Origin of the sequence: Novosphingobium rhizosphaerae (assembly GCF_050920675.1) — a bacterium.
In the GTDB taxonomy this organism is placed as follows: Bacteria; Pseudomonadota; Alphaproteobacteria; order Sphingomonadales; family Sphingomonadaceae; genus Novosphingobium; species Novosphingobium rhizosphaerae.
Genome location: NZ_CP137861.1, coordinates 4348734 through 4375071 on the forward strand (window position 1 = coordinate 4348734; position 26338 = coordinate 4375071).

Sequence of the window (26338 nt, forward strand, 5' to 3'; positions counted from 1 at the left end):
TGCACCCTTGTGCGTTCAGAACTTGCGTTCGACCGTCAGCACGAACTGGCGCGGGCGCGCGGGCGTTGCCCGCACCGTGCCCTTGCCCTGCAGCGTATCGTCGATGTTGAGATAGTAGTACTTGTCGGTCAGGTTGCTGACATCCAGCGCCGCGCGCCACAGCTTGTCGGCAGATTTCCACGTCAGGTGCGCATTGAAAATGGTGCGCCCCTTCAGCCGGTTGACTTCCGCATTCACCGTATTGGTGAACAGATCGGACTGATAGTTCGCATCGATCCGCGGTGTGAGCGATCCGACGGTGCCCAGATCGAATTCATATTGCGTGCCGAAGTTGGCGCGCCACCGGGGCATATAGATCGGGTCCATCGTCTCGGTCACGCCCGATGCCTGCGCATCGGCGCTGAGCCGCGTGGTCTTGAAGCGCGTGTAGCTTGCCGATCCATCGAACGACCAAGCGTTGGTGGCACGCGCGCTCAGTTCCAGTTCGAAGCCATAGAGGCGTCCGTCACCCGAATTGAGCGGAATCGCCGAAGCGGGAAAACCGCCATAGCCATTGGTGATCGTGCGCTGGAAATCATTGTAGATGTCATAGAATGCCGCAGCATTGAGCTGCACCCGGCGATCGAACAGCGAGGATTTGGTGCCGAGTTCGAAATTGTAGAGCTTTTCCGGCCCGAACGAGGCGATCTGCGAGGGCACGAACGGACGCGGGTTCACGCCGCCTCCGCGGAAACCGGTCGAGAACGTCGCGTAAGTCATCACATCGGGCGTCCAGCGCTGGTCCAGGCTGACGCGGAAATCGACAATGCCCTTGGAGTAAGTGCCCGTCAGCCCGTTGACCGAGGCGTTGAGGTCGCTTTCGGGCACGGTCACAGCCGCGCGGATGAAATGATAGTCCTTGGACTCGTGGGTGTAGCGGGCGCCCACGGTGAGGGTCGTCCTGTCGGCCAGGTGCCAGTCGGTGTGCGCGAACACGGCGCGGCTCTTGGACTTCACGATATCGCCCTGGGTGAAGTCGGTATATTGCGTGTCGGCGTTGACCAGAAACGCAGGGCCCGTGAAGCCCAGGTTGAAACGGCCCGCCTGCACGCCATCGCCGTTGAAGAAATAGCCGCCAACGATCCAGTCGAACGCACCGATCTTGCCACTCAGGCGCAGTTCCTGGCTATAGGCATCGAACGTCAGGTCGTTCTGTTCAAGCGAAGCGTTGAGCGGCCCGCCATCGGCGTCGTTGGTGAACTGGGCGGTGTAGCCGGTATAGGCCGAGATCGAGGTCAGCGAGACGGTGTCCGAAATCTTGTATTCCACCTTCAGCGAGGCGGCATGGCTGTTGGAGCGCGAATAGGCGCCCGGGCTCCAGTTTTCCTCGGGCACGGCATAGGTGGAATAGTTGACGAAGCCGCCGCCTGTGACGAATTGCGGGAAATTGGTCTTGTTGGAAAACGGAGCATAGGTATCGCGCGCCGCGATCAGGATGGTGCCAGCCGGTTCGTCGCGCGCAAAATTGAGATCGCCCGACAGGTTGACTTCCAGCCGGTCGGTCGGCGTCCAGCGCAAGGCCACGCGGGTGCCGAAATGCTTGGTGCCGCCTTCGGTACCGAGCTTGCAACCCGCCGCAGTGGTCTGTGCCGCCACGCCAGAATTGGGGTGGAGGCAGCCATAGTCGAGACGATCGACATAGCCGTCCTGCCGCGAGAAATAGCCCGAGACGCGGACCGCGAGGGTATCGGTCAGCGGCAGGTTGAGGATGCCACGGATGGTCGCCTTGTTGGCGCTGCCATAGGCCGCCGTCAGCGAACCGCCCAACTCGTTCGTTACCGGGCTCGACACGAGCTTGACCGTGCCACCGATCGAGTTGCGGCCCGCCAGCGTGCCTTGGGGCCCGCGCAGGATCTCGACCCGCTGCAGATCCATGAGATCGAGCGCCGAACCGAACAGCGTGGGCTGATAGACATCATCGACATAGATGCCGACGGCCGGCTCAAGCGCGAAATTGTAGTCGTTGGCGCCGATGCCGCGGATCGCCACCGATGGCGTGGCGCCATAGCCCGAATTGCCCTGCTGAATGGTCACGCTGGGCGCCGAAGCGGCAAGGTCCACCAGATTCAACTGGTTGCGCTGCTTCATCTGTTCGGACGAAACGGCCGTCACGGCAAGCGGGATGGTCTGCAGCGCTTGCGAACGATACTGCGCCGTCACGATGATTTCGGGAGCCTGCGGAGCGGATTTGGCCGGCGTGTCCTGCGCCTGCGCCAGAACTGGCGATGCATAGGACACAAGAGCGACCAGACTGACGCAAGATGCTGCCAAGTGCGGACGCCCAAGTAGAGACTTTTTCATTTTCCTCCCCTTTTGCCATATTGTGTGGCCTGCTCCCCATCCAGACTTTTACCGGGGGTTTGCGCAACGCCCAGCCTTGGCGCGTCCGCTTGGTGTCGTGGATTGGGACGGGACCGCGGGGTCAGAAATGCCGGAAAACGGGCGCATACTTCGCCGCAGCGGGATGGATTGCGGGGAGGCGTGGCGCAGGCGCGGATTGCGAAAGCGTTTGGCGCCGCCGGTCTGCGTGACTTTGCCGGATAAAGGAACGGCGCGTTTCGAGAGGAGACTCTCCCCCACGAAACGCGCCGCGCATTGGGCTTAGCGTGCAGCAGCAATGGCCGCTTCGGCGCCCGCCTTGGTAAACAGCTTGAACTTGTTGGCGAGCGGCCCGCCCATGGCGATGAGCCTGCCACCTTCGTCGATCGCGCCAAGGTCGACCGGCTCTGCCCCAAGGTCCTTGATCAGCTTGGCGACCAGGGCATTGGCCTCGCTGTCGCTACCGGCCAGGAACAACACATTCTCTTCGCCCGCCGGCGGCAACGTCTGGTCATAGACGGGAATGGGCTCGTGGTTGAACGCCTTGACCAGCCGGGCACCGGGCAGAAGCCCCGCAACCACATCGCTCGACAGCACGTCGCCGATTTCGATGACATCCTCGGGCTTGGGCCCAAGGCGGTTGTTGGTGGCGTCGATCACCACTTTGCCGGTCCAGTCGATATCCTTGACCGCACTTTCGATCTGCGGCCAGCGAATGGCCAGGATCACGACGTCGGCCGCCTTGACCATGTCTGCCGGCGTGGCTGCCGACACGTTGCCTTCGATCTTGGCCACCAGTTCGGCAAGGCTCTCGGGCCCGCGCGAGTTTGACAGGATGACATCCCAGCCGGCCTTGGCCGCTTTGGGGGCGAGCATCTGGGCAAGGCGCCCGGCTCCGAGAAAACCAATCGTACTCAAGGCAACACTCCAACTGCAGAAAGGAAAGGTGGATCGGGTGGTTATTCCGCAAATTCGACGGCAAGCCCGTCTTGCGCCAAAGGCAGCGCGGCATAGGCCGCATCATGAACCGGGATCGCCTGCTCCCCCCCAAGCGCCGACAGGGCATCGGCGACGAGATCCGCAAGGTGCCGCTCGATCCGGTCGCGCCCGGCAAGCAAGGGCGGGCCCAGCTGTTCACGGGCCTGATCGAACGGCATTTCCTTGAGGTCCCAGACCAGGTTCATCGCCGCCACGACCTCGCCCCCGGCCCGGATAGGCACGGCAATGCTGGCGCAGCGCGTATGCGGCAGTTCGGGACACATGCTGAAACCGTCACGACGCCCTTGCTCGACGATGCGATCGATCGCCTCGCGATCGGCCATCAACCCATCGTCGGGCAGCCTCTGTGCGGCCAATGCTTCCAGGATCAGCGCGCGCTGCGGGGCATCGCAATGGCTCAGAAACGCGCGGCCAAGCGGGCTGAGCAGCATCAGGCGCTGCCGCCCGACCATGCCGATGTCCGACGAGAACGGGCTAAGCCGATGGGTGGATTCGATAATCAGCATCGCGTTGTCCTGGAACACCGCCAGGTCGCACGGCCAGAGATAGCGCGCGGTCAATTCATGCATGACCGGCCAAGCCGCCTGCCGCAGTTCTTCGTGCACGCCCTTGGCCCGTGCCAGCCGCTGCACCCCGCCGGTCAGGCGAAATTCGCGGGCGTTGTAGCCACGATGAACCAATTTCATCTCCTCGAGCGTTTCAAGGATGCGATGGACAGTGGGGCGAGGCAGTTTCAATTCTTTGCAAATGTCGGTCGGCTGGGCGCCTTTGACGGAATTGAGGAAGCGCAGAACATCGATGCCGCGCTGAAGCGAGCGGATGCGCCTGTAGGTCACCGGCAATCTCCCAAATATTTTTGTTTCTATGCCTGCGACGATACTACGTCGGGCGGGGGCCGCAAAGCAGGCTGTTGGCCCCCGCGCCCAGCCCCGGACGGCTCATCCCACTGGAAAACATCAATTATACTATTGATAAATATGTATATTTTTGCCGATACGGCAAATCCCGAAAATGTACACCAGGCGGACCAACGCAGCAGGCCGGCCTGGCGACAGGCCGGAAACGCAAAATCGCGCCGCCTTTGGGGCGACGCGATTTTCAAGCCGGACGATGCGGGCTCAGCCGAACTTGGCCTTGAGTCCATCAAGCGCGCCGGAGATATCGGCGCCGATACCCTTTTCGGCCATTTCACGCATCGGTTCGGGGATTTCCACTTCGATGCTGTAGGCGACCTGCGCCTTGTCGCCCTCGGCAGTCACGTGGAACTTGGCGAGGAACCCTTCCAGACGCGGCACGCCGGGGGGGAGGTCCTGGTTGGGGACCATTTCGTAGGCCAGCACCTTTTCGGCATCGTCGAGGGTGTGGATGCGGTCGAGCACGGTGTTGCCGCGCTTCATCAGCACCTTGCGCTCACCGGGGTTAACCCCGCGCTCGATCGACGTGATGTGCGGCTGCCATTCGGCAAAGTTGTAGAAATCGCGCACGTAGTTCCAGACCTCGTCGGCCGAAGCGTTGAGCGTGACTGTTTGGGAAACTTTCATAGCGAATATCCTCCTGCTTATTATAATGGCGCGCTTAACTCACGGGAATGGATGCAATTTCTTCGGAAAATGCGAGTGCCATCGGCGTCAATGCGGCGATCTCTTCCTTGGAGAAGCCCTCGACGATAGCGGTCACGGTGAAAGTGCCTTCGCGCATTTCCATGATGGCCAGATCGGTCACCACGACGTTCACGCAGCCCGGCGCCGTCAGCGGATAAGTGCACTCGGACACCAGCTTGGGCCGCCCCTTGCTGTCGCTGTGCTCCATCAACACGATGACGCGGCTGCCCGAGGCGGCAAGGTCCATCGCGCCGCCAATGCCGCCCCCGACCTGGCCGGGCAGCCCATAGTTCGCCAGGTCTCCGCGCTCGCTGACCTGGTAGGCGCCCAGCACGATGGCCGACAGCTTGCCCGAGCGCGCGACTTCGAACGAAACCACGCTGTCGAACACCGCGCCGCCGGGGCGCAGCTTGATGAAATTGCCTGCGGCATCGAAGAAATCGACATCGATCAGGTCAGGGTCTTCGACCAGGTCATAACCCAGCGCGCCATTCTCAGCGTGCAGGATGAAGGACTTGCCCTGTGCATGGCCCGCCACCAGCGTCGGCAGGCCAGAGCCGAGATTGACATAGGCGTCTTCGGGCAGCATCGCCGCCACCTGCCGTGCCATCGCCGAGCGGCTGAGCGCCGGCTTGCCGAAGTATTCGCGGTTGGTGTCCGCGCCGCGGCGCCCCATCCCTCGCTTGGGTGCGGGATAGCGCTCGGTGGTGCGCACCACCCGCGACACGAAAATGCCGGGCAGGCCAATCCGCTCTGGCGGGATCACGCCGGGCTCGACGATCTCCTCCACCTCGACCACCGCCATGTGCGCCGCCTTGGCAAAGCTGGCGTGGAAATGCGCGCTGCTGCCGCGAAATTCGACATTGCCGAACCGATCGGCGCGATAGCCACGGATCAGCGCGACATCGACCGGCAGCGCATGTTCGAGCACGAAATCGCGGCCGTTGAAATTGCGCACTTCCTTGCCTTGCTGCAACGGCGTGCCCACGGTGACGGGGCTGTAGAAGGCAGCCAGCCCGGCACCGGCCGCACGCAGCCGATCGACCAGGATGCCCTGTGGCACCAGCTCCAGATCGATCTCGCCCGCCTCGATCTTCGCCTGTTCGGGCGATGGCAGACCCGGCCGCGCCGAGAACGAGAGCACCACGCTTTTCACCTGATCGTTCTTCACCAGGATGTGAGGGCGGAAATCCTCCCCCGCGCCCAGCGAGTTGGCCACGATCTTGAGGCCCTTTGCGCCCTGTTCGCGCAGCGCCAGAACAAGGCTGTTGGGATAGGAATGCCCCACCCCGAACCCGGCGATGGCCACCGAAGCGCCATCGGCAACATCGGCCAGCGCCGCGGCGCAATCGTCAAATATCTTCTGCATCACGTGTCGCTCGATGTTGGAATGGGGGTAAATCGCACCAGCGCGGCGGCCTCGCCGGCATCGTGAAACACGGCGCGCAGGCGTTGGCCGACGGCAAGGCCGGCGGGATCGGCATCAACGATATTGGTCAGCACCCGGGCGCCCTCGTCCAGATCGACCAGCGCCAGGACAAAACTGGCGCACTCCCGATAGGGGCCTTCGCCGCGGAACACCTGGGTAAAGCTGTAGAGCGTGCCCAGGCCCGATGCCTCGCGCCATTCGACATCGAACGCGCCGCATTCGCCGCAAAAGGCCTTGGGATACCAGATGGTGTGGTCACACGCGCGGCAGTGCGGCAGCACCAGCTTGCCGGCCTTGGCGCCCGACCAGTAAGGTTCGGTTTCGACCGAGACGAACGGGGCGGGCGTGGGAAGTGGGCTGTTGCTCATCATGCGTCCTCCCGGCCCAGCACAAGCGTGACGCTGGCCTGGCGCGACATGCCGCCGCCGGTGCCGTGGGCCACCGCGATGCGGCAATCGCGCACCTGCGTGTTGACATTGGCTTCTCCGCGCAACTGGCGCACGGCTTCGATCACTTTGACCAAGCCGCCCTGATAGCCCGGGTGGTTGTTGCACAGGCCACCGCCATCGGTGTTGACGGGGATCGCGCCATCCAGCGCCAGCGCGCCATCGGCGACGAACGCCCCGCCCTGCCCCTTTTTGCAGAAGCCGAAATCCTCCAGCGTCATGATCACGGTGATCGTGAAGGAATCGTAGATCGAGGCATAGTCGATGTCGGCGAGACTGATCCCGGCTTCGGCCAGCGCGCGCGGCGCCGATTGGGTGGCGCCCGTGCTGGTGAAATCGTTGGGCCGGCCGCCGCTGTGCTTGATCGCTTCGGCATGGCCCAGGACCTTGACCGACCGCCGCTTGAGATCGCGCGCGATTTCAGGGGCGACGACCACGATGGCGCCGCCGCCATCGGTCACCACGCAGCAATCGAGCCGGTGCAACGGATCGGCGATCATCGGCGACTTGACCACGTCTTCGATGGTCACCAGCTTGCGCAAAAGCGCATGGGGATTGTGCTGCGCATAGGCAGCGGCCGCCACCTTGACCGCGGCCAGTTGCGCGGGCGTGGTGCCGTATTCGTGCATGTGCCGCCGCGCAGCCAGCGCATATATGCCCGCGTTGGTTTCACCATAGACGGTTTCGAACGGGAATTCGGGCGTATCGGCGGTGTGCTTGGCGCCGCGGATCACGCCGCGCACTTTCGCGCCCTGGGTGATCAGGGCAATCTTGCACTTGCCCGCGGCAATGGCCGCCGCCGCATGGCCGACATGCGAAATGTAGGACGAACCGCCAACGAAAGTGGCATCGACATAGCTGGGCCGCAGGCCAAGATATTCGGTCAGCGAAACGCCGCCGAAGCCGAGTTGCCCGGTCGAGAAATAGCCATCGACATCGCGGATCGACAGCCCGGCATCGGCCAGTGCGCCCATCGCGCATTCGGCATGGATTTGCTGCACGGAATGCTGCGGCAGATCGCGCAGCGGATGCTCAAAGGCACCGACGATATGCGCCTGTCCCCTGATGCTCATTGGTCGGCTTCCATCCTTGATCGTCCCCAGTATTTTTTGATTTTGGTCTGGTCAGGCCAGCAGCCTGCCAAGCGCGGGAATGCGGTCGCGCAGGCCCGCCTGCCGCAAACACCACCACAGCATCGCCTGGTTGCTGCTGATCACCGGCAGGCCCAGATCGCGCTCCAGATCGGCAATCACATCGAAGGCGCGGATCGCGGTGCAGCTCAGGAACACGAGGTCCGCCCCGCTGCCGGCGGTCGCCATGGCATGGCGATACCACTCGCCAGGCTCGATCGCGGACATGGCCTTGCCCTCGCCCAGCCCCAGCCCGAAATCGACCACCACTTCATAGCCATAGTGTTCGAGAAACGCGATTTCGCGCTTGACCACGGGATCGATATACGGGGTGACCAGCGCAATGCGGCGCGGCGCCAGTTCGGCCAGGGCCGCGGTGATCGCGTCCGATGTACTGGTGGCAGGCTTGCCGCTGGTCACTTCCATCCGCTGGCGCAATGTCTCGCCCATCGCGGGATCGAACGTGGACACCGCCGTGCAATTGAACACGATGCGATCGACACCGGCATCGACCAGCAGCGCGACCGCCTGCTCCACGCCATCGGTCATGCCCAGGAGATCGTCGCGGGTGCTCCCGGCCAGCTTGAGCCGGGTGGTGTGCAGCGAGACGCCTTCGGGCAGAAAGCGGATCAGTTCGGGCTCTGCCACCGGATTGCTGGATGGCAGCAGCATGCCAAGGCGCAGCCGCCATCCATAGCCCTTGCCGCGCGCAGGATCTTCCAGTGACATCGACCGCATTCCAGCTTGAAAATTGCCCGAGGCGATTTTGCTCTCCAGGGCATCAATGCGCTGTCTGGGTTTGGCTGACCAACCATAGTGGCCAAGGGTCCGTCTGGTGTACCTGCATTTCTGGCGTCGGGACGCGGAGTTCGATAAACGCCTTGCACGAGGGGCAATTCAACAGTCAGGCACGCCATGAACGACACCATTCGCGCACTGTCCCGTGGGCTCAATGCACTTAGAATCATCAGCGAGACCGGCGGCACCACCTGCCAGGCCATTGCCGACGAACTCCAGCTATCGCGCCCCACCGTCTATCGCATCCTGGGAACCCTGGTCGACGATGGCCTGATCAGCGTGGACGATGCCAAGATCTATCGCCCCACGGTGGCCACCCGCACGCTGGAGAACGGCCTGACCGCCAAGGCGTGGGCGCATTGGGCGGCGCTGCCCACGCTGATCAAGCTGCAGAAGGAAGTGATCTGGACCTGCGAGATCGCGACCTTCGAGGACTATGCCATGGTCCAGCGCGATTCGACCCACCTGCAGAACCCGTTCCGCATCGATGTGCAGGAATTCAACGACCAGCAACGCTCGATGCTGACCAGCGCGGTGGGCCGGACTTATCTGGCGTTCTGCCCGCCGCAGGAAGCCGAGCAGATCCTGTCGCATCTCGAACAGTTCGGCGACAGCGTCGATCCCGAAGCGAAAGTGGGTGAGCACACCCGGCCGATGCTGCAGGCCATTCGCGAAAAGGGCTATGCGGTGGAACAGCGTTTTTCCTATCCGCATGCCACCTCGATCGCGGTGCCGATCCAGTTTCACGGCCGCGTCCTGGCCTGCATCGACATCGCCTGGATTTCGCGCGCCGTGCGGCTGTCCGATGGGATCGACAAGTTTCTCGCCGCGCTGCTCAACGCCAAGGCCGAGATCGAGGAAAGGCTGACCAGCTACAACTTCGACACTTTGGGCTAGCGGCGCGCCTGGGCCCAGTTCGCAGGGCGGACGCCCAAGGCAAGTCGGTTCCGCGCCGCGCACCATCCCCCTACCGTCCGCGGCAACAAGGGCGCGCCGGTAGGGCGACGCCCAGGTCAAGCGGGATGGTGCAGCGATGGAAATTGGACATATCGGTCTGTATGTGAAGGACTTTGATCGGATGCTGGCCTTCTACCAGGGCGCATTCGGCTTTGCCGTCACCGACATCGCCCGCAGCGACGCGCGTTCGATCGTCTTCCTCACGGCCGACCGCACCTCGCATCACCAACTCGTGCTGGTAACCGGGCGCCCGGATGGGGAGCAGCATCTGATCAACCAGCTTTCGTTCCGGCTCAAGACGCTGGGCGAGCTGCGGCGCGTGTACCGCTATCTGGTCGACAACAACGTGGCCAAGCTCGAACCGCTGACCCACGGCATCGCCTGGTCGGTCTATTTCGCCGATCCCGAAGGCAACCGGGTGGAAGCCTATACCGACACGCCCTGGTACATCACCCAGCCCTATCGCACGCCGATCGACCTGCTCGACAGCGAAGAAGACATCTATGCGCAGACCGAAGCGCTTTGCCGCGCTGCGCCCGGCTTCAAGCCGATGGCCGATTGGAGCGACATGACCGCGCGCACCATCCGCGCGCTCTGACACGGCGCCGCGGACCAGATCATGACCCAGACATTCGACGTAGCGATCATCGGCTATGGGCCGTCAGGCGCCGGTCTTGCCAACCTGCTGGAGCGGCAGGGGCGCCGGGTGCTGGTGATCGAACAGTTCCCCAGTTCCTATCCGCTGCCACGCGCCACCCACATCGATGGTGAGGCGATGCGCATCCTGCAGGCAACCGGCATCGGCGAAGCGCTGGCCCCCAAACTGGGCATCTACGCGCGGATGCGTTTCGAAAACGCGCAAGGGGAAATGCTGATCGACTGGCCCCGCTCGATCGCGCCAGGCACGCACGGCTGGCGCGACAGCAACCGGTTCCACCAGCCCGATCTGGAAAACGCGCTGCAGGCGCGCCTTGCCCGGTCGTCGCTGGTGACGGTGCAGCGTGGCTTGCGCGTCACCGCACTGGCCCAGGATGCCGAACGCGTCGCGATCACCGCGCAGAACGACCGGGGCGAAACGACGGAATTCGCCGCACGCTTCGTGGTCGGCTGCGATGGCGCGAATTCCACGGTGCGCGGCCTGATCGGCGCCGAACTGAAGGTGCTGGCCCCTTCGCAGCAATGGCTGGTGGCCGATTTCATCATGCAGCCCGGCGCGCCCGAATTGCCGGAAGGCACGGTGCAATATTGCGATCCGGCCCGCCCCTTTACCTATATCGAGGGCGCCGGCCTGCGGCGACGCTGGGAAGTGATGCTCATGCCCGGCGACGATCCCGCCACCTTTGCCGAGCCCGAGCGCGTCTACGCCTTGTTGAAACGGTGGATCACCCCCGAACACACCGTGCTGGAACGCGCGGTGGTCTATACCTTCGGTTCGGCGATCGCGTCGCGCTGGCGCAACGGGCGCATCCTGGTTGCCGGCGATGCCGCGCACCAGACGCCGCCGTTTTTGGGACAGGGCCTGTGTTCGGGCCTGCGCGACATCATCAATATCGCCTGGAAGATCGACTGGGCGCTCGACGGCCGCGCCACCCCTGACCTGCTCGACAGCTATCAGCAGGAACTGGCCCCGCACGTCAGCCAATACATCGCCGAGGCCAACCGCATCGGCGACATCATCCAGGAAACCGACCCCGACAAGGCGCGCCAGCGCGACGCCCTGCTGCTCGACCAGCCCCAGGTACTCACTCCGATCCGGCCAAGGCTGGGCGGCAGCCTGTGGGGGCAGCAGCACGATCCCGTCGCCGGCACGCTTGCGGCACAGCCGCGCCTGCCGGACGGTCGCTTGCTGGACGATCGCGTCGGCCTCCACATCGCGGTGATCGCCAGGGCCGGGACGGTGGCGCAGCTTGCCCCGGCCAGCCAGGTCCGGCTGCAAAGGGCCCGCGCCGTGACGGTGGAGGGCGAATGCGATGCTTATCTCGATCAACTGGGCACGGACGCCGTGATCATCCGGCCAGACCACTATATCTTCGGCACCGCTGCAACGCCCGCCGAACTCGATGATCTGGTCGCCGCCCTGCCGCTTGCCGTCAACTGAACCATGGCCGTCACGCTCACCCCGCTGGGCCGCATGGGACGCGATCTGCAGCGGCCGGAATGCGTGGTGGTTGCCCAAGACGGCAGCGTCATCGTTTCGGACAGCCGCGGCGGCGTCAGCGTCTGCGCCGCAGATGGCGCCTGGCATCATCGCCCCTGCCCGGGCGGAGCCACCAATGGCGTGGCGCTTGATCGCGACGGCACGCTCTATCTGGCTGGCATCGACAGCGGCACGGTGCACGCGCTTGCGCCCGATGGTACGACGCGATGCGTGATCGACCGGTTCGAAGGCCAGCCGCTGGGCGCGGTGAACTTCGTCCACTTCGACCCGCACGGCCGGCTGTGGGTGACCATTTCCACCCGCGTCGAACCGCGCTCGCGCGCGATCGAACAGCCCATTCCCGATGGCTATGTGCTGAAAGTGGAAGACGGGGTGGCCCATCTGGCTGCAGGCGGCCTGTGCTTTGCCAACGAAATCCGGTTCGATCCGGCCATGCGCTTTGCCTATCTGGCGGAGAGCCGGATGGGCAGAGTGCTGCGCATGGCAGTGGGGCCAGAGGGTACACTGGGCACGGCCGAAACCTTTGGGCCGGAACGGCTGTTCGATGGCGCGATCGTCGATGGGCTCGCCTTCGACGCGCAAGGCGGCCTATGGGTCAGCGAAGTTACCCGCAACGGCATCCATCGCATCACCCCCGATGGGCGGGCCCAATGCCTGTTTGAAGATCCGGCAGGCGCGGTGGTGGATTTCCCTGCCAGCATCGCCTTTGGCGGTGCGGACCGACGAACCGTGTTCGTGGGCTCGATCCGCGCCGATCATCTCGTCACGTTCCGCAGCTCGGTGGCCGGGGCCCCCATGTGGCACCACCTTTAGCGCGCAAGGCCTGCCATGAAGGCCAGCGTGCGTTGAAACGCCAGATCGCGTGCGGCCGGATTGAAATTGCTCCCGCCTTCGCGGCAAAAGGCATGGCCGGCCGGATAGACATGGATCGCGGCGGCAGGATAGCGCGCGGCGACCTGGGCGACATCGGACAGCGGAATGCTGCCGTCGCGATCGCCGTAATGCATCTGCACCGGGCATTGCAGCGGCGCCTGCAACTCTTCGATGATCCGTCGCCCGTAAAAGCTCACGGCACCGGCAAGGCCATCGAGATGCTGCGCGGCGATCCACGCCATTACCCCGCCAAAGCAGAAGCCCACGGCAAAGTGCGGCCCTTCTCCCAGCCTGGCAAAGGCCGCGTGCATATCGCCCAGCGCCTGCGCGTTGGGCGTGGCACGCGCGGCCGCGATGCCTTCTTGCGCGTTGCTGCGCAAAAAGCCGGGCTCGATGCGGTCGAACAGCGAGGGAGCAACCACGTCATAGCCTTGTGCCGCCAATCTTTGCATCACATCGGCCATATGCGGTGTCAGGCCGAAAACCTCGTGGAGGACGACAACACCTCCACGACGCGTTGAGCGCGCGGCAAGGTGCCACGCGCTCAAGCGAAAGCCATCATAGGCCGAGGTCAAGGTGATCCGGTCGATGACCGGCTCGGCCTCTGCCACCATGATCAGGCCTGTTCGGCCTTGATCGGGTTCTGCAGCACGCCAACCTCGGTGATTTCCACCTCGACCAGGTCACCGTCCTTCATGAACAGCTTGGGTTCGCGACGGACGCCCACGCCACCGGGCGTGCCGGTCACGATCACGTCGCCGGGCTCAAGCGGGATATAGGTGGAGCAATAGGCGATGAGGTAGGGGATCGAGAAGATCATCTCGTCGCTGGTGGCATTCTGCACTTCCAGCCCGTTAAGCCGGGTCTTGAGGTGCAGCGTCTGGCCATCGGCGATCTCGCCGCGGGTGGCCATCCAGGGGCCGAAGCCGCCGGTCTTGTACCAGTTCTTGCCCGGCCCCCACTGCGCGGTGTGGCGCTGCCAGTCGCGGATCGTGGCATCGTTGTAGGGCGCATAGCCGGCGATGTGCTCCCAGCAATCCTCCTCGGAAATGCGCCGGCCACCCTTGCCGATGATCACGGCGATTTCGCCCTCGTAATCGAAAGTCGGGCTTTCGGGGGGCAGCAGCAGCGGCTCCAGGTGGCCGGCCTGGCTGGCGGGGAAACGCGCAAAGACCATCGGGCGGGCGCTGGGATCGCGGCCGATTTCGGTGCGGTGTGAGTCATAGTTTACGCCGATGCAGATGATCTTGGGCGGATTGGGGATCACCGGCAGGATTTCTACGTCAGCCAGCGCATAGTCGCCCGCCTCGCCCGCCAAGGCGCCTTCCACCTCGCCCAGCGCATCCGCCTTGAGCACGCTGACGATATCGGCATAGCGGCCGGCAAACTTGCGGCCCAGATCGACGACTTTGTCCCCGACAACCGCGCCGAAGCTTTCGCGCCCATCCTTGGTAAAGCTGAGAAGTTTCATCTTTTCATTCCTTTTTTCAATTTCTTGTCAGTTTCGCCGGCAGGGCTCGACAATGGCCGAAGGCCTTGCGCTCACGCTGCGTCGGGCAAGGGAAAGCGGGCCAGAAACGCCTCGTACTCGGGCTCAAGATCGATCTCGATCGCGGCCATCACGCGCACCAGCCCGTTGTATTCGCCGATCGCCACAAGCAGATCGACAAGCTGGTCGGCGCTGAGCGCGGCCGCCAGCGCATCGAACACGCCCTGCGCCAGCGCAATGTCTTCGGTCAGGCTGCGCGCCGCCTCGAGCACCGCCAGCGCGAGCGGATCGAGATGCGTTGCCTCGCCGCGCGCCACCTGGCCGATGGCGTGGATGTCCGCCTCGCTCACCCCGAACGAGAGCGCCACATCGACATGATGCGCCCATTCATAGGCCGAGCGGGTGGACCAGCCCACTTGCAGGATCGCCAACTCGCGCAGGCGCGGTTCGAGCTTGCTCTTATGCCGGAAATACATGCCCCGCCCCGCCACCAGGCGGGCCAGATCGGGGCTATGTGCCACGGCGCGGGTGATGTTCGACTTCATCCGCGGGATATCCTGATGGTCAGGCCCCAGATCGGCGTTGTCGAGATAGCGCAAACGTCCCATGTCGCCCCCCGTTCAGGCCGCTTCGGCCTGCGCCTGGCGCACGATCGCGAAGGGATCGAGATTGCCGGCGGCGAAATCGACGAGATCCGGCAGGTAGCCCTCCTGCGAGCAGACGAGGAAATCACCGCGGATCAGGCCATCGACGAAAACACCCGACGCATAATCGGCGCTGACCCGCACCGTGCGCCGCTCGGGCACCCCGATGCGGAAATCCTCTGGCTTGGGCGCACCGGGGATGGCCGGCGGCGGGCCGCCGGGCTTGGCCGACGTGGCGGTAATACCCGGGCAGAACACCGACAGCGAAACGCCCGTGCCCGCGAGCGCATGGGCAAAGGCATAGCTCATCGCCAGTTGCGCGCCCTTGGAGGCGATATAGGGCCCCATGAAGCGGATCGGCGGATCGGGCAGCAGCGCCAGCCCCGAAGAGGTGTTGACGATATGGCCGCTGCGGCGCGCCAGCATGCCGGGCAGGAAGGCACGGATCATGCGGACATAGCCCAGGACGTTGACATCGAGCGCCTGCCGCCATTCCTCCAACTCGGTGGAGAGGACCGAGCCCGTCACCGGCGGCTTGGCGGCGTTGTTGATCAGCAGGTCCAGCCCGCCGAATTCACCGACCACCGCCTCGCGCAGCGCCGCAACGTCAGCATCGTTGCTGACATCGCAGCCATAGCCCTTGGCGCCGTTGGCCAGGCTCGCCGCCGCGGCTTCTGCACCGACCCGGTCGAGATCGGCAATTACGATGCGCGCGCCCAAACCGGCCAGCCGGCGTGCCGTGCTCAGGCCGATTCCGTTGGCAGCACCGGTGATCAGGACAGCCTTGTCGACAAAATCTTTCATGTGCTCGTTCCTTTGCGCCGACACGTCAGTCGGCCGAGTGCTCTGCCAGCAGGTTCAAGAAGGTTTGCCACGCGCGCTGGTCGGCCTTGGGCGAATAGCCAAACCCCGGCATTGCCGGCACGTCGCGGTCGGTAAAACCGTGGGCCACCCCACAGTAGAGGCTCACTTGGCAATCGATGCCGGCCGCCCGCATCTCGTCGGTGAAATGGGCAATCTGCGCCGCCGGAACAAAGGGATCGGCGTCACCGCTGCAGACCAGCACCGATCCGCGAATGGCCGTGGCATCGCGCGCGCTTGCCAGCGACCCGTGAAACACGCTGGTGCTGCGCACGGGCGCGCCGCTGCGCGCCAGTTCAAGCGCACACCAGCCGCCAAAGCAATAACCCGCCAGGGCCAGATTGCCGTTGCCGACATGGCCGTGGCGCACCAGCGCGTCGAGCGCACCGTTCATGCGGGCGATCAATTCGTCGGGATCGGATTTCAGCGCGTCCACCCAGGCGCGCGCCTCTGGCGGGCTGGCGGCAAGCCGCCCTTCGCCGTGCAGGTCCGCAGCGAGCGCGGCATAGCCGAGCCCGGCCAGGGCTTCGGCGCGGGCGCGAACATGCGGGCCAACGCCGGGCGCCTCGTGCACGACCAGCACGCCGCCCTTGGCCTTGCCATCGGCCGGCAGTGCCAGATAGCCACGCGCGGTGACGGAACCGGCGGGATAGTCGATTGCGCGGCCCAGATTCATGGCTGCTCTCCACCAAGTTCGTTGATCAGGGGCAGCGCAAAGACCATCGCGTGGATGCCCATGCTCGATACCAGGCGCGCCACGTCCAGCACTTCGTCATGGCTTGCGCCGTGGGCCAGCGCGGCATGCGCGTGCTGGCGCACGCCAGCGGCGTTGAGCTGCGTGCACTGCGCGTGGACCGCCAGCGCGATGAGGTGCATCTCCTTGGCCGACAGCCCAGCCGCGCCGCGCAAGGGTGCCGTGGCGAATGCCAGCCAACGGCCATGAAAGTCGGGATCGAGCCGGATGCCGGCGGCAAATTCGTCCCGAACATCGCCGAACAAGGCGGCGTGATCGGCCCATACCTGCGCATCGGCCGGCGCTGACAGAGCGCTGGGCAGTGCCTCGGCCACGACCTGCGCGGTCATCACATAGGACGAAAACCCCATCGCGCTGACCGTGGCGACCACCGCCATCAATTCATCCCGCGTCGCACCCAGCGCCAGCGCCTGGCGCGCATGGTTGCGAAAGCCCTTGGCGAACATATGCGTGGGCGTGCAGTTGGTCGCCACATAGATCAGCTCGCGAAATTTCGCGCTGAGCGTGCCCCTGTCCGCCACATAGGCCGAGAAATCCAGATAGGCGGCAACATAGGCTGGCGAATAGGCCAGCATGGCCTCCCAGTCATCGTTCCAGTGCCCTCTCCTGCGCTTGAACTCTTCGCGCACAACCGCAGGGTCGAGCGCCTGGTCCAGCTTGCTTTGGTCAACCATGGATCAGAACGGCGTCAGCGCGGGCAGGCCAAAGTGCAGCCGGGCAGCGTTGACCGCCGTGCGCGAACGCTGCTGGACGAAATGGGTCTTTTGCACGCTGGCATCGCGATAGATCCGCGCCAGCATGGAATCCTTCGCGCCGATGCTGGTCCCGGCCGTGGTGAAGATGATTTCCAGCGCGTCCCACGCCAGGCGGCAGGCTTCCTGCGCCATGACGAACAGCCGGCGGTCGGTTTCCTCGCTGAAATCGCCGCCCGTGACGGGGTCGGCCGCGCAAGCCTCGACGTAGCGTTCCACCACTTTGAGCAACAAGGCTTCGGCCGCATCGACCTTGCCCTGGGCGTCGCCGAAATACTGCTGGAACTCGTGGCTTTCGAACAGCGGGATCTTGGGCGGGAACCGCATGGATTTGGTGCGGCAGATCTCTTCATAGAGATCGAGCGCGCCCTTCACCGTGCCAACCACCACCGCGCCGAGTTCGATCAGGAAGTAGGAGCCCTTGCGACCGTTGTACATCGGGTTGGGATGAACCGCCGTGCCGCCCCTGGCCTGCCACATCGACATCGGCGCCGTGCGGTAGGCGGGAATGTAGAGATCCTTGACCACGACCTTGCGCGATCCGGTACCCTGCATGCCGATCATCGACCAGTTGTCGGTGATCGTGAAGTCCTTGCGGTCGATCAGCAGCAACATCGCGCTCATGGCGCCAGATTCGTCGCGCACCATGCCGCTGACCATGGCATGGGTCGAAACGTCGCAGCCCGAGGCATAGTCCCAACTGCCTGACACGCGATAGCCATTGCCTTCGCGCTGCATCAGCACCGGCGAGCCGACCGAGGGGCAACGATAATCGCCCTTATCGCCATAGGCCTCTTCCTGCGCGCGAATATCGAAATCAGCCAGCATGATGGGATGGCCCGAAACCAGCGCCAGGACCCAGGCGCTTGACGGACAGCCCCGGGCGATTTCCATCATCACCTGGACATACGTGGTGAGCTCGAACTCGTAGCCGCCGAACACGCGCGGCTGGACGATGCGATAGAAGCCAGCGTCGAGAAATTCCTGGTTCGTCACCTCAAGGAGGCGTCCCGCCGCTTCGGCCTGGGCCTGGCGCGAACGCAAGGTGGGGATCATCGCCCGTGCCCGTGCAATCATGTCCTGCGGGCTCAGGCCCGGTTCGGGAACATCGGCGAATGTCTTTGAACGCGCCTCTAGCACAACCATGACCTTCCTCGCTTTATCGTCTGCTCGCGGTGACGAGCTTTGAAGGATGTGTTGGTCCATGCCGCCGACGCATCGCAACCAGCGAGCCATGCACGTCCGTGCAGCGTACAATCGCACCTGGTACGCTGCACGGACGCCGTACCTTGTGCGGCTGACGGCGCGCGCCCTTTCCCATAGCTGAGCTAGGCACCCCTGCGCTCAAGACCTAAGAGGGGTTCGGGAGATCATCATGGACCTTGCGGCGGAAACCGGATTCGACACGGGCACGCGGAGTCAAAAGCTGCGCATTCTTGCAGCCTGCGCCTGCATACTGTGCATCAATGCGGCGTTTCCGATCTATGGCGCCAGCGTCGTGAACACCGCGATGGTGTCGGAAATGAAGCTCGACCGCAGCCTGCTCGGCTTGCTGGTATCGGCCAACATGATGGTCACCGGCCTGACCGCCCCCTTGATGGGTGGTGCCGTCGGGCGCTTTGGCGCGCAGCGGACGCTGATCTTTGGCAGTTCGGCGCTGATCGTCGGCTCGCTGATCATGGCATTTCTGGTGCATGGTTCGCTCGCCGCGATCGGGGTGTTCGGCCTGATCGTCGGCCTGGCGATGAGCGCGGGCGGCTTCGTGGCCAATCAGGCCTGCGTCGCCGGCTGGTTCGTGGAGGACCGGGCACGGCCCTTTGCCGTTCTCTATGCCACGATGGGTGCGGGCGGCTTTGTCGCCGCGCCGGTGATCAGCGCGGTGATCGAGCACAGCCATCGCTGGAGCGCGGGCTGGCTGGTGTTCACCGCCGTGGGTTGCGTGGCGCTGGCCTTGTCCGTCTTCGTGGTGCGCGATGCACCGCGCTCGGCCCATGTGGTGGATTTCGGCCCTCCGGGCGAAGGCACCGGCAACGGCAACCTGGCCTCGATCAGCATCTGGCTGATCATCCTGTGCATCATGGCGGCCGGCGCAAGCAGTTCGCTCTATATCGCCCATGGCCTGGCCATGTTGCAGGACTTTGGCCATAATCCCAATGCGGCCGCCAGTTCGATGTCGATCATGGCCGCCTCAACCCTCATCGGCAATTTCCTGATCGGCGCCTTTGGCAAGAAGCTGGGGGTGCGGCGCATTCTCGCGGCGGGCAGCGTAACGTTCGCACTCGGCCTCGTCATGCTGGCCAATGCCCATGGCACCTTGTTGTTCTATGCCTATCCGCCGGTGCTGGGCGCAGGCTTTGGCGCGGTCCAGGTCGGCGCGATGGCCTTGCTCAGCCGCTGCACCTCGCCCGATCGCTTTGCCGCGATCTCGGGCGTGGCGATCTCGCTGCAGACCATTGCCAGCGCGATCACGCCATTTCTGGGCGGCTGGATGTTCGACACGCGGCACACCTACATGCCGCTGTTCGCCGCGCTGGTGGCGCTCAACCTTGTGACGGCGGTTTTCCTGGTCGCCGGCAAGGCCCTGTTCCCGAAGGACGCCTGACAAAAAGCGTACACCCAGCGGATGGGTGTTGCGCGCCGTCTTGTCGCGGCGCGCCGGGCGTGGCTCGTTCCGGCCATAATCGCGCGCGTCAGCAGCGTGAAGCAGCGGGGGAATGTCATGGAAATTCATGGTTTGCGCGAAGATGCAGGGGTCGCGGACTGGACGCCTGCCTACGAGCGGCGGGCGGTGGCGCTGTTGACCATCGGCTTCGGCCTGGTCGGGCTCGATCGCTGGATCGTGGCGCCGCTTGGCCCCAGCATGATCGCGGACCTGGGCCTGACGCCGCAAAATCTCAACAATCTCATCGCCGCACTGGGGGTGAGCTGGGGCATTGCCGCGGTGCTGCTGGGCGGTCTGTCCGACCGCGTGGGACGCAAGAAAGTGTTGATCCCCTCGCTGCTCGCCTTCTCGCTGATGTCGAGCCTGTCCGGCATGGTCAGCGGGCTGGCTGCGCTGTTCGTCGCGCGGGGGCTGATGGGCGTGGCCGAAGGGGCCTTTTGCCCCACCAGCTTTGCCTCTACCGCCGAAGCTTCGCACCCCAAGCGGCGCGGTTTCAACCAGGGCCTGCAGCAAAGCGCGTTTGCCCTGTTCGGGCTCGGCTTTGGCCCCATCCTGGCAACACAGATGCTCGCGGTCTTTTCGTGGCGCGTGATCTTTCTGCTGGTGGCCATACCGGGCCTGATCCTCACGGCGCTGCTGGCCTCGGTCATCCGCGAGCCGCGCCCAATCGCGCGCCCGTCCAAGGCAGAAGACACCAACCCGGACAAGCCGAGGCTGGCGGATCTCTTTGCCCATCGCAACGTCGCCCTGGCCATGGCGGGGCTGTTTTGCGCGATGTGCGGGATCTTCGTGCTGAGCGCCAACATCCCACTCTACCTGACCGGCTATCTCAAGCTCACGCCCGCGCAGATGGGTATCGTCACCTCGGCCATCGGCTTTGGCGGGTTTGCCGGGCAGTGGGGCCTACCTGCCGTGTCTGACCACATCGGCCGGCGCGTCACCGCGATCATCGGCTTTGTGGCGGGCACCGCGTTTCTGTTCTGGTTCACGCGGATCGGCGCAGACACGCCGGTGCTGTTCACCCTGCTGTTCGTGGCGAGCGCCTTCAGCTTTGGCCTGCTGTCGCTGCTGACCGGCCCCGTCGCCACCGAAGCTGCACCCGCAGGCCGGATTTCGAGCACCGCCGGGCTGATCATCGGCGCGGGAGAAATCTTCGGCGGTGGCCTTGCACTGGTGGTGTCGGGCATCGTGATCGGCCACTTCGGCATCCAGGCCATGCTCTACGTCGCGCTTGGCGGCCTGTCGGTCGGCGGCGTGCTGATGGCCTTCCTCAAGGAAACCGCACCGCGGCTGACCGATGGCAGACCGCACCCCTTTCACCGCGACGACAGCGGCTTGAGCGAAGCGGAAAAGGCCATGCGCGCCAACAACATCGCCAGGGCGCTGGAGAACAGCATCAGCAGGCATTATCTATGAACCACGCTAGCGAAGCCGCGCTGACCGACCGTGTGCTTGCCCAGTATCGGAACACACCGGACCCGCGCCTGCGGCAGATTCTGAGCTTTCTCATTACCCATCTCCATGGCTTTGCGCGGGAAACCGGGCTGACTTTTGCCGAGTGGCAGCAGGGCATCGCGTTTCTCACCCGCGTGGGCCAGATGTGCACCGGCGATCGGCAGGAATTCATTCTCCTGTCCGACGTGCTGGGCCTGTCAATGCTGGTCGACACGATCGACCACCGCAATGCCGACGGCGCATCGGAATCGACCATCCTGGGCCCCTTCTTTGTCGAGGACGCGCCGGACCTGCCGATCGATGCCGCCATGGACGCCGGGCAAAGCGGCGTGCCGCTGCGGGTCACCATCGATGTCAAAGGTGGCGAAGGACAGCCTTTGCCCGATGCCGAAGTGATCGTCTGGCACAGCGACAACGACGGGCTTTACGATATCCAGCACGAGGCCGGCAGCGGCTATTTCCTGCGCGGGCGCTTCCGCACCGATGCGCAAGGCTGCCTGCGATTCTGGACGATCACCCCGCCGCCCTACCCCATTCCCGACGATGGGCCGGTGGGTGACCTGCTCGGCCTTGCCGGTCGGCATCCGTGGCGCCCTGCCCATGTCCATTTCCTGATCGCGGCCGAACAGCACCGCACGCTGGTGACGCATCTCTTCATCGGTGGCGGGGACTATCTCGATTCCGATGTGGTGTTCGGCGTGAAGCAGGCGCTGGTGGTCGATCTGGAACGCCATGCCGCGGGCCGTGCGCCCGATGGGCGGGACTGCCCCCAGGGGTGGAACAGCCTTTCCTACAGCTTCTGCCTTGCCCCCAGCGCCTAGATCCAGGGCCGGGATTTTCGGGGATCGATCGATGTCATCAAAACTCTATGCCACCCCTGCCCAGGCGATTGCCGGCCTGCTGTTCGATGGCATGACCATCATGTCGGGCGGCTTTGGCCTGGTCGGCAATCCCGAAAGCCTGATCCCGGAAATTCACGCCTCGGGCGTGCGCGATCTGACGGTGATTTCGAACAACGCCGGCGCTGATGGGTTCGGTCTGTGGATGCTGCTGCACAGCCGCCAGGTGCGCAAGATGATCGCGTCCTATATCGGCGACAACAAACTGTTCGAGCAGCAATATCTGTCGGGCGAACTGGACCTGGAACTGACGCCGCAAGGCACCCTGGCCGAACGGATCAGGGCCGGTGGTGCGGGCATTCCGGCGTTCTACACCCGCACGGGTGTTGGCACCGTGGTGGCCGAAGGCAAGCCGACCGAAATGTTCGACGGCCATCTCTATGTGCGCGAAACCTGGCTGCGCGCCGATCTGTCGATCATCAAGGCGTGGAAGGCCGACAGCGAAGGCAATCTGGTCTTCCGCAAGACGGCGCGCAATTTCAACGCCCCCATGGCCACCGCCGGCAAGATCACCGTGGCGGAGGTGGATGAGATCGTGCCCGATGGCACGCTCGATCCCGATGGGGTGCACATCCCCGGCATCTACGTGGACCGTATTGTCAAAAGCACGATTGCCGAACGCCGCGTCGAAAAATTGACCACCCGTCCCCGCCTGGAGAACGCCTGATGCCTTGGTCCCGCGACGCCATGGCCGCCCGTGCGGCCCGCGAACTGCACGACGGCTATTACGTCAACCTGGGCATCGGCATTCCCACGCTGGTGGCCAATCATCTGCCCCAAGGCGTGAAGATCACGCTGCAATCGGAAAACGGGATGCTGGGCATGGGGCCGTTTCCCTATCCCGACGAAGTCGATCCCGATCTGGTCAATGCCGGCAAGCAGACGATCACCCAGTTGCCGACCTCCACCTATTTCGACAGTGCGCAGAGCTTCGCCATGATCCGCGGCGGCCATATCGATGCCGCCATCCTGGGTGCGATGCAGGTTTCGGCCAAGGGTGACATCGCCAACTGGATGATCCCGGGCAAGATGGTCAAGGGCATGGGCGGGGCGATGGACCTGGTGTCCGGCGTCAAACGCGTGATCGTGATCATGGACCACGTTTCCAAGGATGGCAGCGCCAAGATCCTCGAGCAATGCACCCTTCCCCTTACCGGAATGGCCTGCGTGGAAATGATCATCACCGACCTGGCCGTGTTCACCGTATCGCCCGATGACGGCCTCACGCTGATCGAACTCGCCCCAAACGTCAGCGTGGACGAAGTCCGTGCCAAGACCGGCTGCGGCTTTGCCGTGCCGCACGCGGCGCTCGCGCCCCAGCATTGAGAGGAACCCCGGTGGTATCCCCCTTCGTCTATCAATCGCATCCCGCCCGGGTCGTGTTCGGGCCGGGCAGCCTTGGCACGCTGGCCGAGGAAATCGGCCGGCTTGGCGCACAACGTGCCTTCGTGCTTTCCACGCCCGACCAGGCCGGCGTCGCCAGCGATCTGGTCGCGCGCCTGGGTGATCTGGCCTGCGGCTCGTTCACGGGCGCGCGGATGCACACCCCGGTCGATGTCACGCTGGCCGCGATGGCCGACGTGACAGCGGCCGGGGCGGATTGCCTGGTCGCCGTGGGCGGCGGATCCACGATCGGCCTGGCCAAGGCGATCGCCCTGCGCACCGATCTTCCGCAGATCGCCATCCCCACCACGTATGCCGGATCGGAAGCCACCGCGATCATCGGTCAGACCGAAGATGGCATCAAGACCACGCAGACCAGCCTGCGGGTCCTGCCCGAGGTGATCCTCTACGATGTCGATCTCACCACCAGCCTGCCGGTGGCGATCTCGGTCGTCTCGGCGCTCAACGCCATCGCCCATTCGGTCGAAGGGCTCTATTCCCAGCAGGCCAACCCCGTGATCTCGCTGATGGCGCAGGAAGGCATCCGTGCGCTGGCGGCAGCCCTGCCCCGGCTGGTGCGCGATCCGCATGACTTGGCCGCGCGCTCGGACGCGCTCTATGGCGCCTGGCTCTGCGGCACGACGCTGGGCGCGGTGGGCATGGCCCTGCACCACAAGCTCTGCCACACGCTGGGCGGCACGTTCGACTTGCCCCACGCCCAGACCCATGCCGTGATCCTGCCCCACGCCCTGGCCTACAACGCATCCTACGCGCCAGACGCCATCGCGCGGATCGAGGCGGCCCTGGGCCGAAGGGACGCGCCCTTGGCGCTGCACAACCTCGCCCAGGCGCTGGGCGCGCCGGTCTCGCTCAAGGAACTGGGCATGCCGCGTGACGGGCTGGACCGGGTGGTCGAACTGACCCTTGCCAAGCCTTACTGGAACCCCGCCCCGCTTGAGGCACGGCGCCTCAAGGCCTTGCTCGAACGCGCCTGGGAGGGCCTGCCACCCGCCGCCGATTGAGCCCGCGCCGAACGCCCAGCGGACGGGCCGCCATTGCCGATTTACAATCCACGGCCTTGTCTGGGAACTATCCCCATTCGCTCTGACGCCGAACAGACACAAGACGAACAAGGACTTACCAATGGATTACAGCACCAGTCTCGGTTCACTGACCGACTACGAGAAGGGTAAGGTCATTCCCATTGACGATGACCCCAAGAACTACGTCTTCTCCAACGTCTTCGAAGTGGCGGCAACATCGCGCCCCTACGAACGCGTGGCTGTTGCAAAGAACTTCGAATACGTGATCGAAGTGGCCCGCGCCGAAGGCCGATCGGACTGGTACACCGCCGCGCACGATGAATTCGCCCTGGCGATGGACGGCGAAGTCGAAATCGAACTCTTCAAGCTCGACGCCCCCGCCGCTTTCGCCCCCGAAGGCAGCCACGGTGCACGCAAGCTGGGCGGCGAACCCGAAGGGCGCAGGATGGGACGGATCGTCCTGTCTCGCGGGCACCAGGGCCTTTTGCCGCGTGGCGCCGCCTATCGTTTCAACGCCGCCAGCCCAGGCTGCCTCATGATCCAGACCGTCGAAGGTCCGGAAACGGTGCAGAAATGGGCAGAGATCTGCCAGAACTCTTGAGATTGGGATCCCTATCATGGCCATGTCAGCAGACGCCCCGACCGCCGCGCCCTCGGGCGAAGCGCTTGTCACCCACACCGAAATCGGACCGATCGACAACGCCACCGGCTACCGCTCGTTCACAGCCGGCAGCTTCACGTTCTCGCGCGACGAGTATTTCGCGCGGATCAGCTGGCCCAAGGGCACCCACACCATGCCGGTCGATGCCTTCCTTCGCGCCATGATGCGCGACGTGGCCTGGGGCTTCTTCTACGGCACCGTCAATTTCGACGACGTGGTGGGCACGGTGAACCATTATGGCGAGGTGACGCTGTTCGCCGGCCGCTATAACGACGCCTATCACGATGCCGGCCGCGACCATGAGGAGCGCTTCCCCAGCGAAGTGCTCATGCCGCTGTTCAAGGCGATCATGAGCGACTGGACCAACCAGGGGTTCGACCCGTTTGCCGCACCGATGGAAACCGGATCGGCCTGGGGATCGAAGAACGGCAGCAACGAAGACGCCATCACACGCACCCGTGTTTCGGCCAAGCGCATGGTCGGCCTGCCCGGTGACACCCCGCTGCGCACCGATGCCAACGGCTTTCCCGCCAACCGCATGTTCCCCGACATCGATCGCTCGGCGCCGGTGATCGAAGCCGAGCCGGGATTCGAAGGCGAAGTGCACGCCTACAATCTGTTCGACTACCTCTCGCGTTCGGACGTGACGTGGAACCCCTCGGTCTGTTCGGTGGTGGGCGAAAGCCTGTTCTGCCCCACGACCGAGGAGTTTACGCTGCCGGTGGACCATGGCAACGACCGCTGCGAATGGTTCATCACCCTGTCGGACGAAATCGACTGGGAAATCAAGGACAAGGAAAGCGCCAAGCCGCGCGCCACGGTCGTCACCCGCGCGGGCGACGTCTCGTGCATGCCCGCCGATATCCGCCACAAGGGCTTTGCCAAGAAGCGTGCCATGCTGCTGGTCTGGGAAAACGGCTCGCCGATGATCCCCGAACTGATCGCCAAGGGCGAGGCACCGATCGTCGCGGTCACCTGGTAGCACC

General features: G+C 64.5%; 27 protein-coding genes. 12 read left to right on the plus strand and 15 right to left on the minus strand.

Features of this window, described 5'->3' with window-relative positions:
• Positions 1-15: 15 nt before the first annotated feature.
• The 8 genes from R9J51_RS19840 to R9J51_RS19875 form a co-directional block, all read right to left on the minus strand.
• Entirely contained in the window at positions 16-2277 is a 2262-nt protein-coding gene (locus tag R9J51_RS19840) for a TonB-dependent receptor (RefSeq protein WP_179505484.1), read from the minus strand.
• Between the two features lie 363 nt (positions 2278-2640).
• On the minus strand, positions 2641-3276 hold the full coding sequence (locus R9J51_RS19845; RefSeq protein WP_168557844.1) for an NADPH-dependent F420 reductase: 636 nt from the start codon (positions 3274-3276) through the stop codon (positions 2641-2643).
• Between the two features lie 41 nt (positions 3277-3317).
• Complete coding sequence (locus R9J51_RS19850) at positions 3318-4193, minus strand: helix-turn-helix domain-containing protein (protein ID WP_179505485.1); 876 nt, start codon at positions 4191-4193, stop codon at positions 3318-3320.
• Between the two features lie 282 nt (positions 4194-4475).
• Positions 4476-4898 carry an SRPBCC family protein gene (locus R9J51_RS19855; protein ID WP_168557842.1) on the minus strand — a complete coding sequence of 141 codons (423 nt, stop codon included), beginning with the start codon at positions 4896-4898 and terminating at the stop codon, positions 4476-4478.
• 34 nt (positions 4899-4932) lie between these two features.
• Positions 4933-6327: a 3-oxoacid CoA-transferase subunit A gene (locus R9J51_RS19860; RefSeq protein ID WP_179505486.1), complete on the minus strand. Its 1395-nt coding sequence runs from the start codon at positions 6325-6327 to the stop codon at positions 4933-4935.
• Positions 6327-6758 carry a Zn-ribbon domain-containing OB-fold protein gene (locus tag R9J51_RS19865; RefSeq protein WP_432787694.1) on the minus strand — a complete coding sequence of 144 codons (432 nt, stop codon included), beginning with the start codon at positions 6756-6758 and terminating at the stop codon, positions 6327-6329. The genes R9J51_RS19860 and R9J51_RS19865 overlap by 1 nt, the downstream gene beginning before the upstream one ends.
• Positions 6755-7906 carry a thiolase domain-containing protein gene (locus R9J51_RS19870; RefSeq protein WP_179505487.1) on the minus strand — a complete coding sequence of 384 codons (1152 nt, stop codon included), beginning with the start codon at positions 7904-7906 and terminating at the stop codon, positions 6755-6757. The genes R9J51_RS19865 and R9J51_RS19870 overlap by 4 nt, the downstream gene beginning before the upstream one ends.
• A 51-nt stretch (positions 7907-7957) precedes the next feature.
• A complete protein-coding gene (locus R9J51_RS19875; RefSeq protein ID WP_168557839.1) occupies positions 7958-8692 on the minus strand; it encodes a maleate cis-trans isomerase family protein in 735 nt (244 codons plus the stop codon).
• A gap of 186 nt (positions 8693-8878) precedes the next feature.
• On the opposite strand from R9J51_RS19875, the gene R9J51_RS19880 reads away from it, so the two are divergent.
• The 4 genes from R9J51_RS19880 to R9J51_RS19895 all read left to right on the plus strand — a co-directional run bounded on the left by R9J51_RS19880 (position 8879) and on the right by R9J51_RS19895 (position 12689).
• A complete protein-coding gene (locus tag R9J51_RS19880; RefSeq protein WP_168557838.1) occupies positions 8879-9658 on the plus strand; it encodes a helix-turn-helix domain-containing protein in 780 nt (259 codons plus the stop codon).
• Between the two features lie 136 nt (positions 9659-9794).
• The gene (locus tag R9J51_RS19885) at positions 9795-10316 is read left to right on the plus strand and encodes a VOC family protein (RefSeq protein WP_179505488.1); all 522 of its coding nucleotides are present in this window, start codon (positions 9795-9797) and stop codon (positions 10314-10316) included.
• Positions 10317-10337: 21 nt separating this feature from the next.
• Complete coding sequence (locus R9J51_RS19890; protein ID WP_179505489.1) at positions 10338-11816, plus strand: bifunctional 3-(3-hydroxy-phenyl)propionate/3-hydroxycinnamic acid hydroxylase; 1479 nt, start codon at positions 10338-10340, stop codon at positions 11814-11816.
• A 3-nt stretch (positions 11817-11819) separates the two neighbouring features.
• Positions 11820-12689 (plus strand): SMP-30/gluconolactonase/LRE family protein, encoded by an 870-nt coding sequence (locus tag R9J51_RS19895; RefSeq protein WP_179505490.1) that lies wholly within the window; start codon positions 11820-11822, stop codon positions 12687-12689.
• Here the strand turns inward: R9J51_RS19895 and R9J51_RS19900 are convergent.
• The 7 genes from R9J51_RS19900 to R9J51_RS19930 form a co-directional block, all read right to left on the minus strand.
• Positions 12686-13363 (minus strand): dienelactone hydrolase family protein, encoded by a 678-nt coding sequence (locus R9J51_RS19900; protein ID WP_179505491.1) that lies wholly within the window; start codon positions 13361-13363, stop codon positions 12686-12688. The two genes, R9J51_RS19895 and R9J51_RS19900, sit on opposite strands and share 4 nt — an antisense overlap.
• 2 nt (positions 13364-13365) lie before the next feature.
• Positions 13366-14220 carry a fumarylacetoacetate hydrolase family protein gene (locus R9J51_RS19905; protein ID WP_168557833.1) on the minus strand — a complete coding sequence of 285 codons (855 nt, stop codon included), beginning with the start codon at positions 14218-14220 and terminating at the stop codon, positions 13366-13368.
• A 71-nt stretch (positions 14221-14291) separates the two neighbouring features.
• Complete coding sequence (locus R9J51_RS19910; RefSeq protein ID WP_179505492.1) at positions 14292-14846, minus strand: carboxymuconolactone decarboxylase family protein; 555 nt, start codon at positions 14844-14846, stop codon at positions 14292-14294.
• Between the two features lie 12 nt (positions 14847-14858).
• A complete protein-coding gene (locus tag R9J51_RS19915) occupies positions 14859-15686 on the minus strand; it encodes an SDR family oxidoreductase (RefSeq protein ID WP_179505493.1) in 828 nt (275 codons plus the stop codon).
• 25 nt (positions 15687-15711) lie between these two features.
• Positions 15712-16419 (minus strand): dienelactone hydrolase family protein, encoded by a 708-nt coding sequence (locus tag R9J51_RS19920; protein ID WP_248290502.1) that lies wholly within the window; start codon positions 16417-16419, stop codon positions 15712-15714.
• Positions 16416-17171 carry a carboxymuconolactone decarboxylase family protein gene (locus R9J51_RS19925; protein ID WP_218843514.1) on the minus strand — a complete coding sequence of 252 codons (756 nt, stop codon included), beginning with the start codon at positions 17169-17171 and terminating at the stop codon, positions 16416-16418. Before R9J51_RS19925 ends, R9J51_RS19920 begins: the two co-directional genes overlap by 4 nt.
• Before the next feature lie 3 nt (positions 17172-17174).
• Entirely contained in the window at positions 17175-18395 is a 1221-nt protein-coding gene (locus R9J51_RS19930; RefSeq protein ID WP_211184999.1) for an acyl-CoA dehydrogenase family protein, read from the minus strand.
• A 229-nt stretch (positions 18396-18624) separates the two neighbouring features.
• On the opposite strand from R9J51_RS19930, the gene R9J51_RS19935 reads away from it, so the two are divergent.
• The 8 genes from R9J51_RS19935 (at position 18625) to R9J51_RS19970 (ending at position 26334) form a co-directional block, all read left to right on the plus strand.
• Entirely contained in the window at positions 18625-19851 is a 1227-nt protein-coding gene (locus tag R9J51_RS19935) for an MFS transporter (protein WP_179505494.1), read from the plus strand.
• A 117-nt stretch (positions 19852-19968) separates the two neighbouring features.
• Positions 19969-21327, plus strand: coding sequence for an MFS transporter (locus R9J51_RS19940; protein ID WP_179505495.1), 1359 nt, complete (start codon positions 19969-19971; stop codon positions 21325-21327).
• Positions 21324-22187, plus strand: coding sequence for a dioxygenase (locus R9J51_RS19945; protein WP_179505496.1), 864 nt, complete (start codon positions 21324-21326; stop codon positions 22185-22187). Before R9J51_RS19940 ends, R9J51_RS19945 begins: the two co-directional genes overlap by 4 nt.
• 31 nt (positions 22188-22218) lie before the next feature.
• Complete coding sequence (locus tag R9J51_RS19950; protein ID WP_169475844.1) at positions 22219-22932, plus strand: CoA transferase subunit A; 714 nt, start codon at positions 22219-22221, stop codon at positions 22930-22932.
• Positions 22932-23591 (plus strand): 3-oxoacid CoA-transferase subunit B, encoded by a 660-nt coding sequence (locus R9J51_RS19955; protein ID WP_179505497.1) that lies wholly within the window; start codon positions 22932-22934, stop codon positions 23589-23591. Before R9J51_RS19950 ends, R9J51_RS19955 begins: the two co-directional genes overlap by 1 nt.
• 11 nt (positions 23592-23602) lie before the next feature.
• Positions 23603-24670, plus strand: coding sequence for a maleylacetate reductase (locus tag R9J51_RS19960; protein WP_179505498.1), 1068 nt, complete (start codon positions 23603-23605; stop codon positions 24668-24670).
• A gap of 121 nt (positions 24671-24791) precedes the next feature.
• Positions 24792-25292, plus strand: a complete 501-nt coding sequence (locus R9J51_RS19965; protein WP_168557824.1) for a hydroxyquinol 1,2-dioxygenase — start codon at positions 24792-24794, stop codon at positions 25290-25292.
• Positions 25293-25308: 16 nt separating this feature from the next.
• Positions 25309-26334 (plus strand): hydroxyquinol 1,2-dioxygenase, encoded by a 1026-nt coding sequence (locus tag R9J51_RS19970; RefSeq protein ID WP_246866323.1) that lies wholly within the window; start codon positions 25309-25311, stop codon positions 26332-26334.
• Positions 26335-26338: the final 4 nt, after the last annotated feature.

Coding starts and splice junctions, on each gene's coding strand:
- R9J51_RS19855 (WP_168557842.1), bottom strand. CDS start 4,898: ATGAAAGTTTCCCAAACAGTCACGCTCAACGCTTCGGCCGACGAGGTC.
- R9J51_RS19860 (WP_179505486.1), bottom strand. CDS start 6,327: ATGCAGAAGATATTTGACGATTGCGCCGCGGCGCTGGCCGATGTTGCC.
- R9J51_RS19865 (WP_432787694.1), bottom strand. CDS start 6,758: ATGATGAGCAACAGCCCACTTCCCACGCCCGCCCCGTTCGTCTCGGTC.
- R9J51_RS19870 (WP_179505487.1), bottom strand. CDS start 7,906: ATGAGCATCAGGGGACAGGCGCATATCGTCGGTGCCTTTGAGCATCCG.
- R9J51_RS19875 (WP_168557839.1), bottom strand. CDS start 8,692: ATGTCACTGGAAGATCCTGCGCGCGGCAAGGGCTATGGATGGCGGCTG.
- R9J51_RS19880 (WP_168557838.1), top strand. CDS start 8,879: ATGAACGACACCATTCGCGCACTGTCCCGTGGGCTCAATGCACTTAGA.
- R9J51_RS19885 (WP_179505488.1), top strand. CDS start 9,795: ATGGAAATTGGACATATCGGTCTGTATGTGAAGGACTTTGATCGGATG.
- R9J51_RS19890 (WP_179505489.1), top strand. CDS start 10,338: ATGACCCAGACATTCGACGTAGCGATCATCGGCTATGGGCCGTCAGGC.
- R9J51_RS19895 (WP_179505490.1), top strand. CDS start 11,820: ATGGCCGTCACGCTCACCCCGCTGGGCCGCATGGGACGCGATCTGCAG.
- R9J51_RS19900 (WP_179505491.1), bottom strand. CDS start 13,363: ATGGTGGCAGAGGCCGAGCCGGTCATCGACCGGATCACCTTGACCTCG.
- R9J51_RS19905 (WP_168557833.1), bottom strand. CDS start 14,220: ATGAAACTTCTCAGCTTTACCAAGGATGGGCGCGAAAGCTTCGGCGCG.
- R9J51_RS19910 (WP_179505492.1), bottom strand. CDS start 14,846: ATGGGACGTTTGCGCTATCTCGACAACGCCGATCTGGGGCCTGACCAT.
- R9J51_RS19915 (WP_179505493.1), bottom strand. CDS start 15,686: ATGAAAGATTTTGTCGACAAGGCTGTCCTGATCACCGGTGCTGCCAAC.
- R9J51_RS19920 (WP_248290502.1), bottom strand. CDS start 16,419: ATGAATCTGGGCCGCGCAATCGACTATCCCGCCGGTTCCGTCACCGCG.
- R9J51_RS19925 (WP_218843514.1), bottom strand. CDS start 17,171: ATGGTTGACCAAAGCAAGCTGGACCAGGCGCTCGACCCTGCGGTTGTG.
- R9J51_RS19930 (WP_211184999.1), bottom strand. CDS start 18,395: ATGGTTGTGCTAGAGGCGCGTTCAAAGACATTCGCCGATGTTCCCGAA.
- R9J51_RS19935 (WP_179505494.1), top strand. CDS start 18,625: ATGGACCTTGCGGCGGAAACCGGATTCGACACGGGCACGCGGAGTCAA.
- R9J51_RS19940 (WP_179505495.1), top strand. CDS start 19,969: ATGGAAATTCATGGTTTGCGCGAAGATGCAGGGGTCGCGGACTGGACG.
- R9J51_RS19945 (WP_179505496.1), top strand. CDS start 21,324: ATGAACCACGCTAGCGAAGCCGCGCTGACCGACCGTGTGCTTGCCCAG.
- R9J51_RS19950 (WP_169475844.1), top strand. CDS start 22,219: ATGTCATCAAAACTCTATGCCACCCCTGCCCAGGCGATTGCCGGCCTG.
- R9J51_RS19955 (WP_179505497.1), top strand. CDS start 22,932: ATGCCTTGGTCCCGCGACGCCATGGCCGCCCGTGCGGCCCGCGAACTG.
- R9J51_RS19965 (WP_168557824.1), top strand. CDS start 24,792: ATGGATTACAGCACCAGTCTCGGTTCACTGACCGACTACGAGAAGGGT.
- R9J51_RS19970 (WP_246866323.1), top strand. CDS start 25,309: ATGGCCATGTCAGCAGACGCCCCGACCGCCGCGCCCTCGGGCGAAGCG.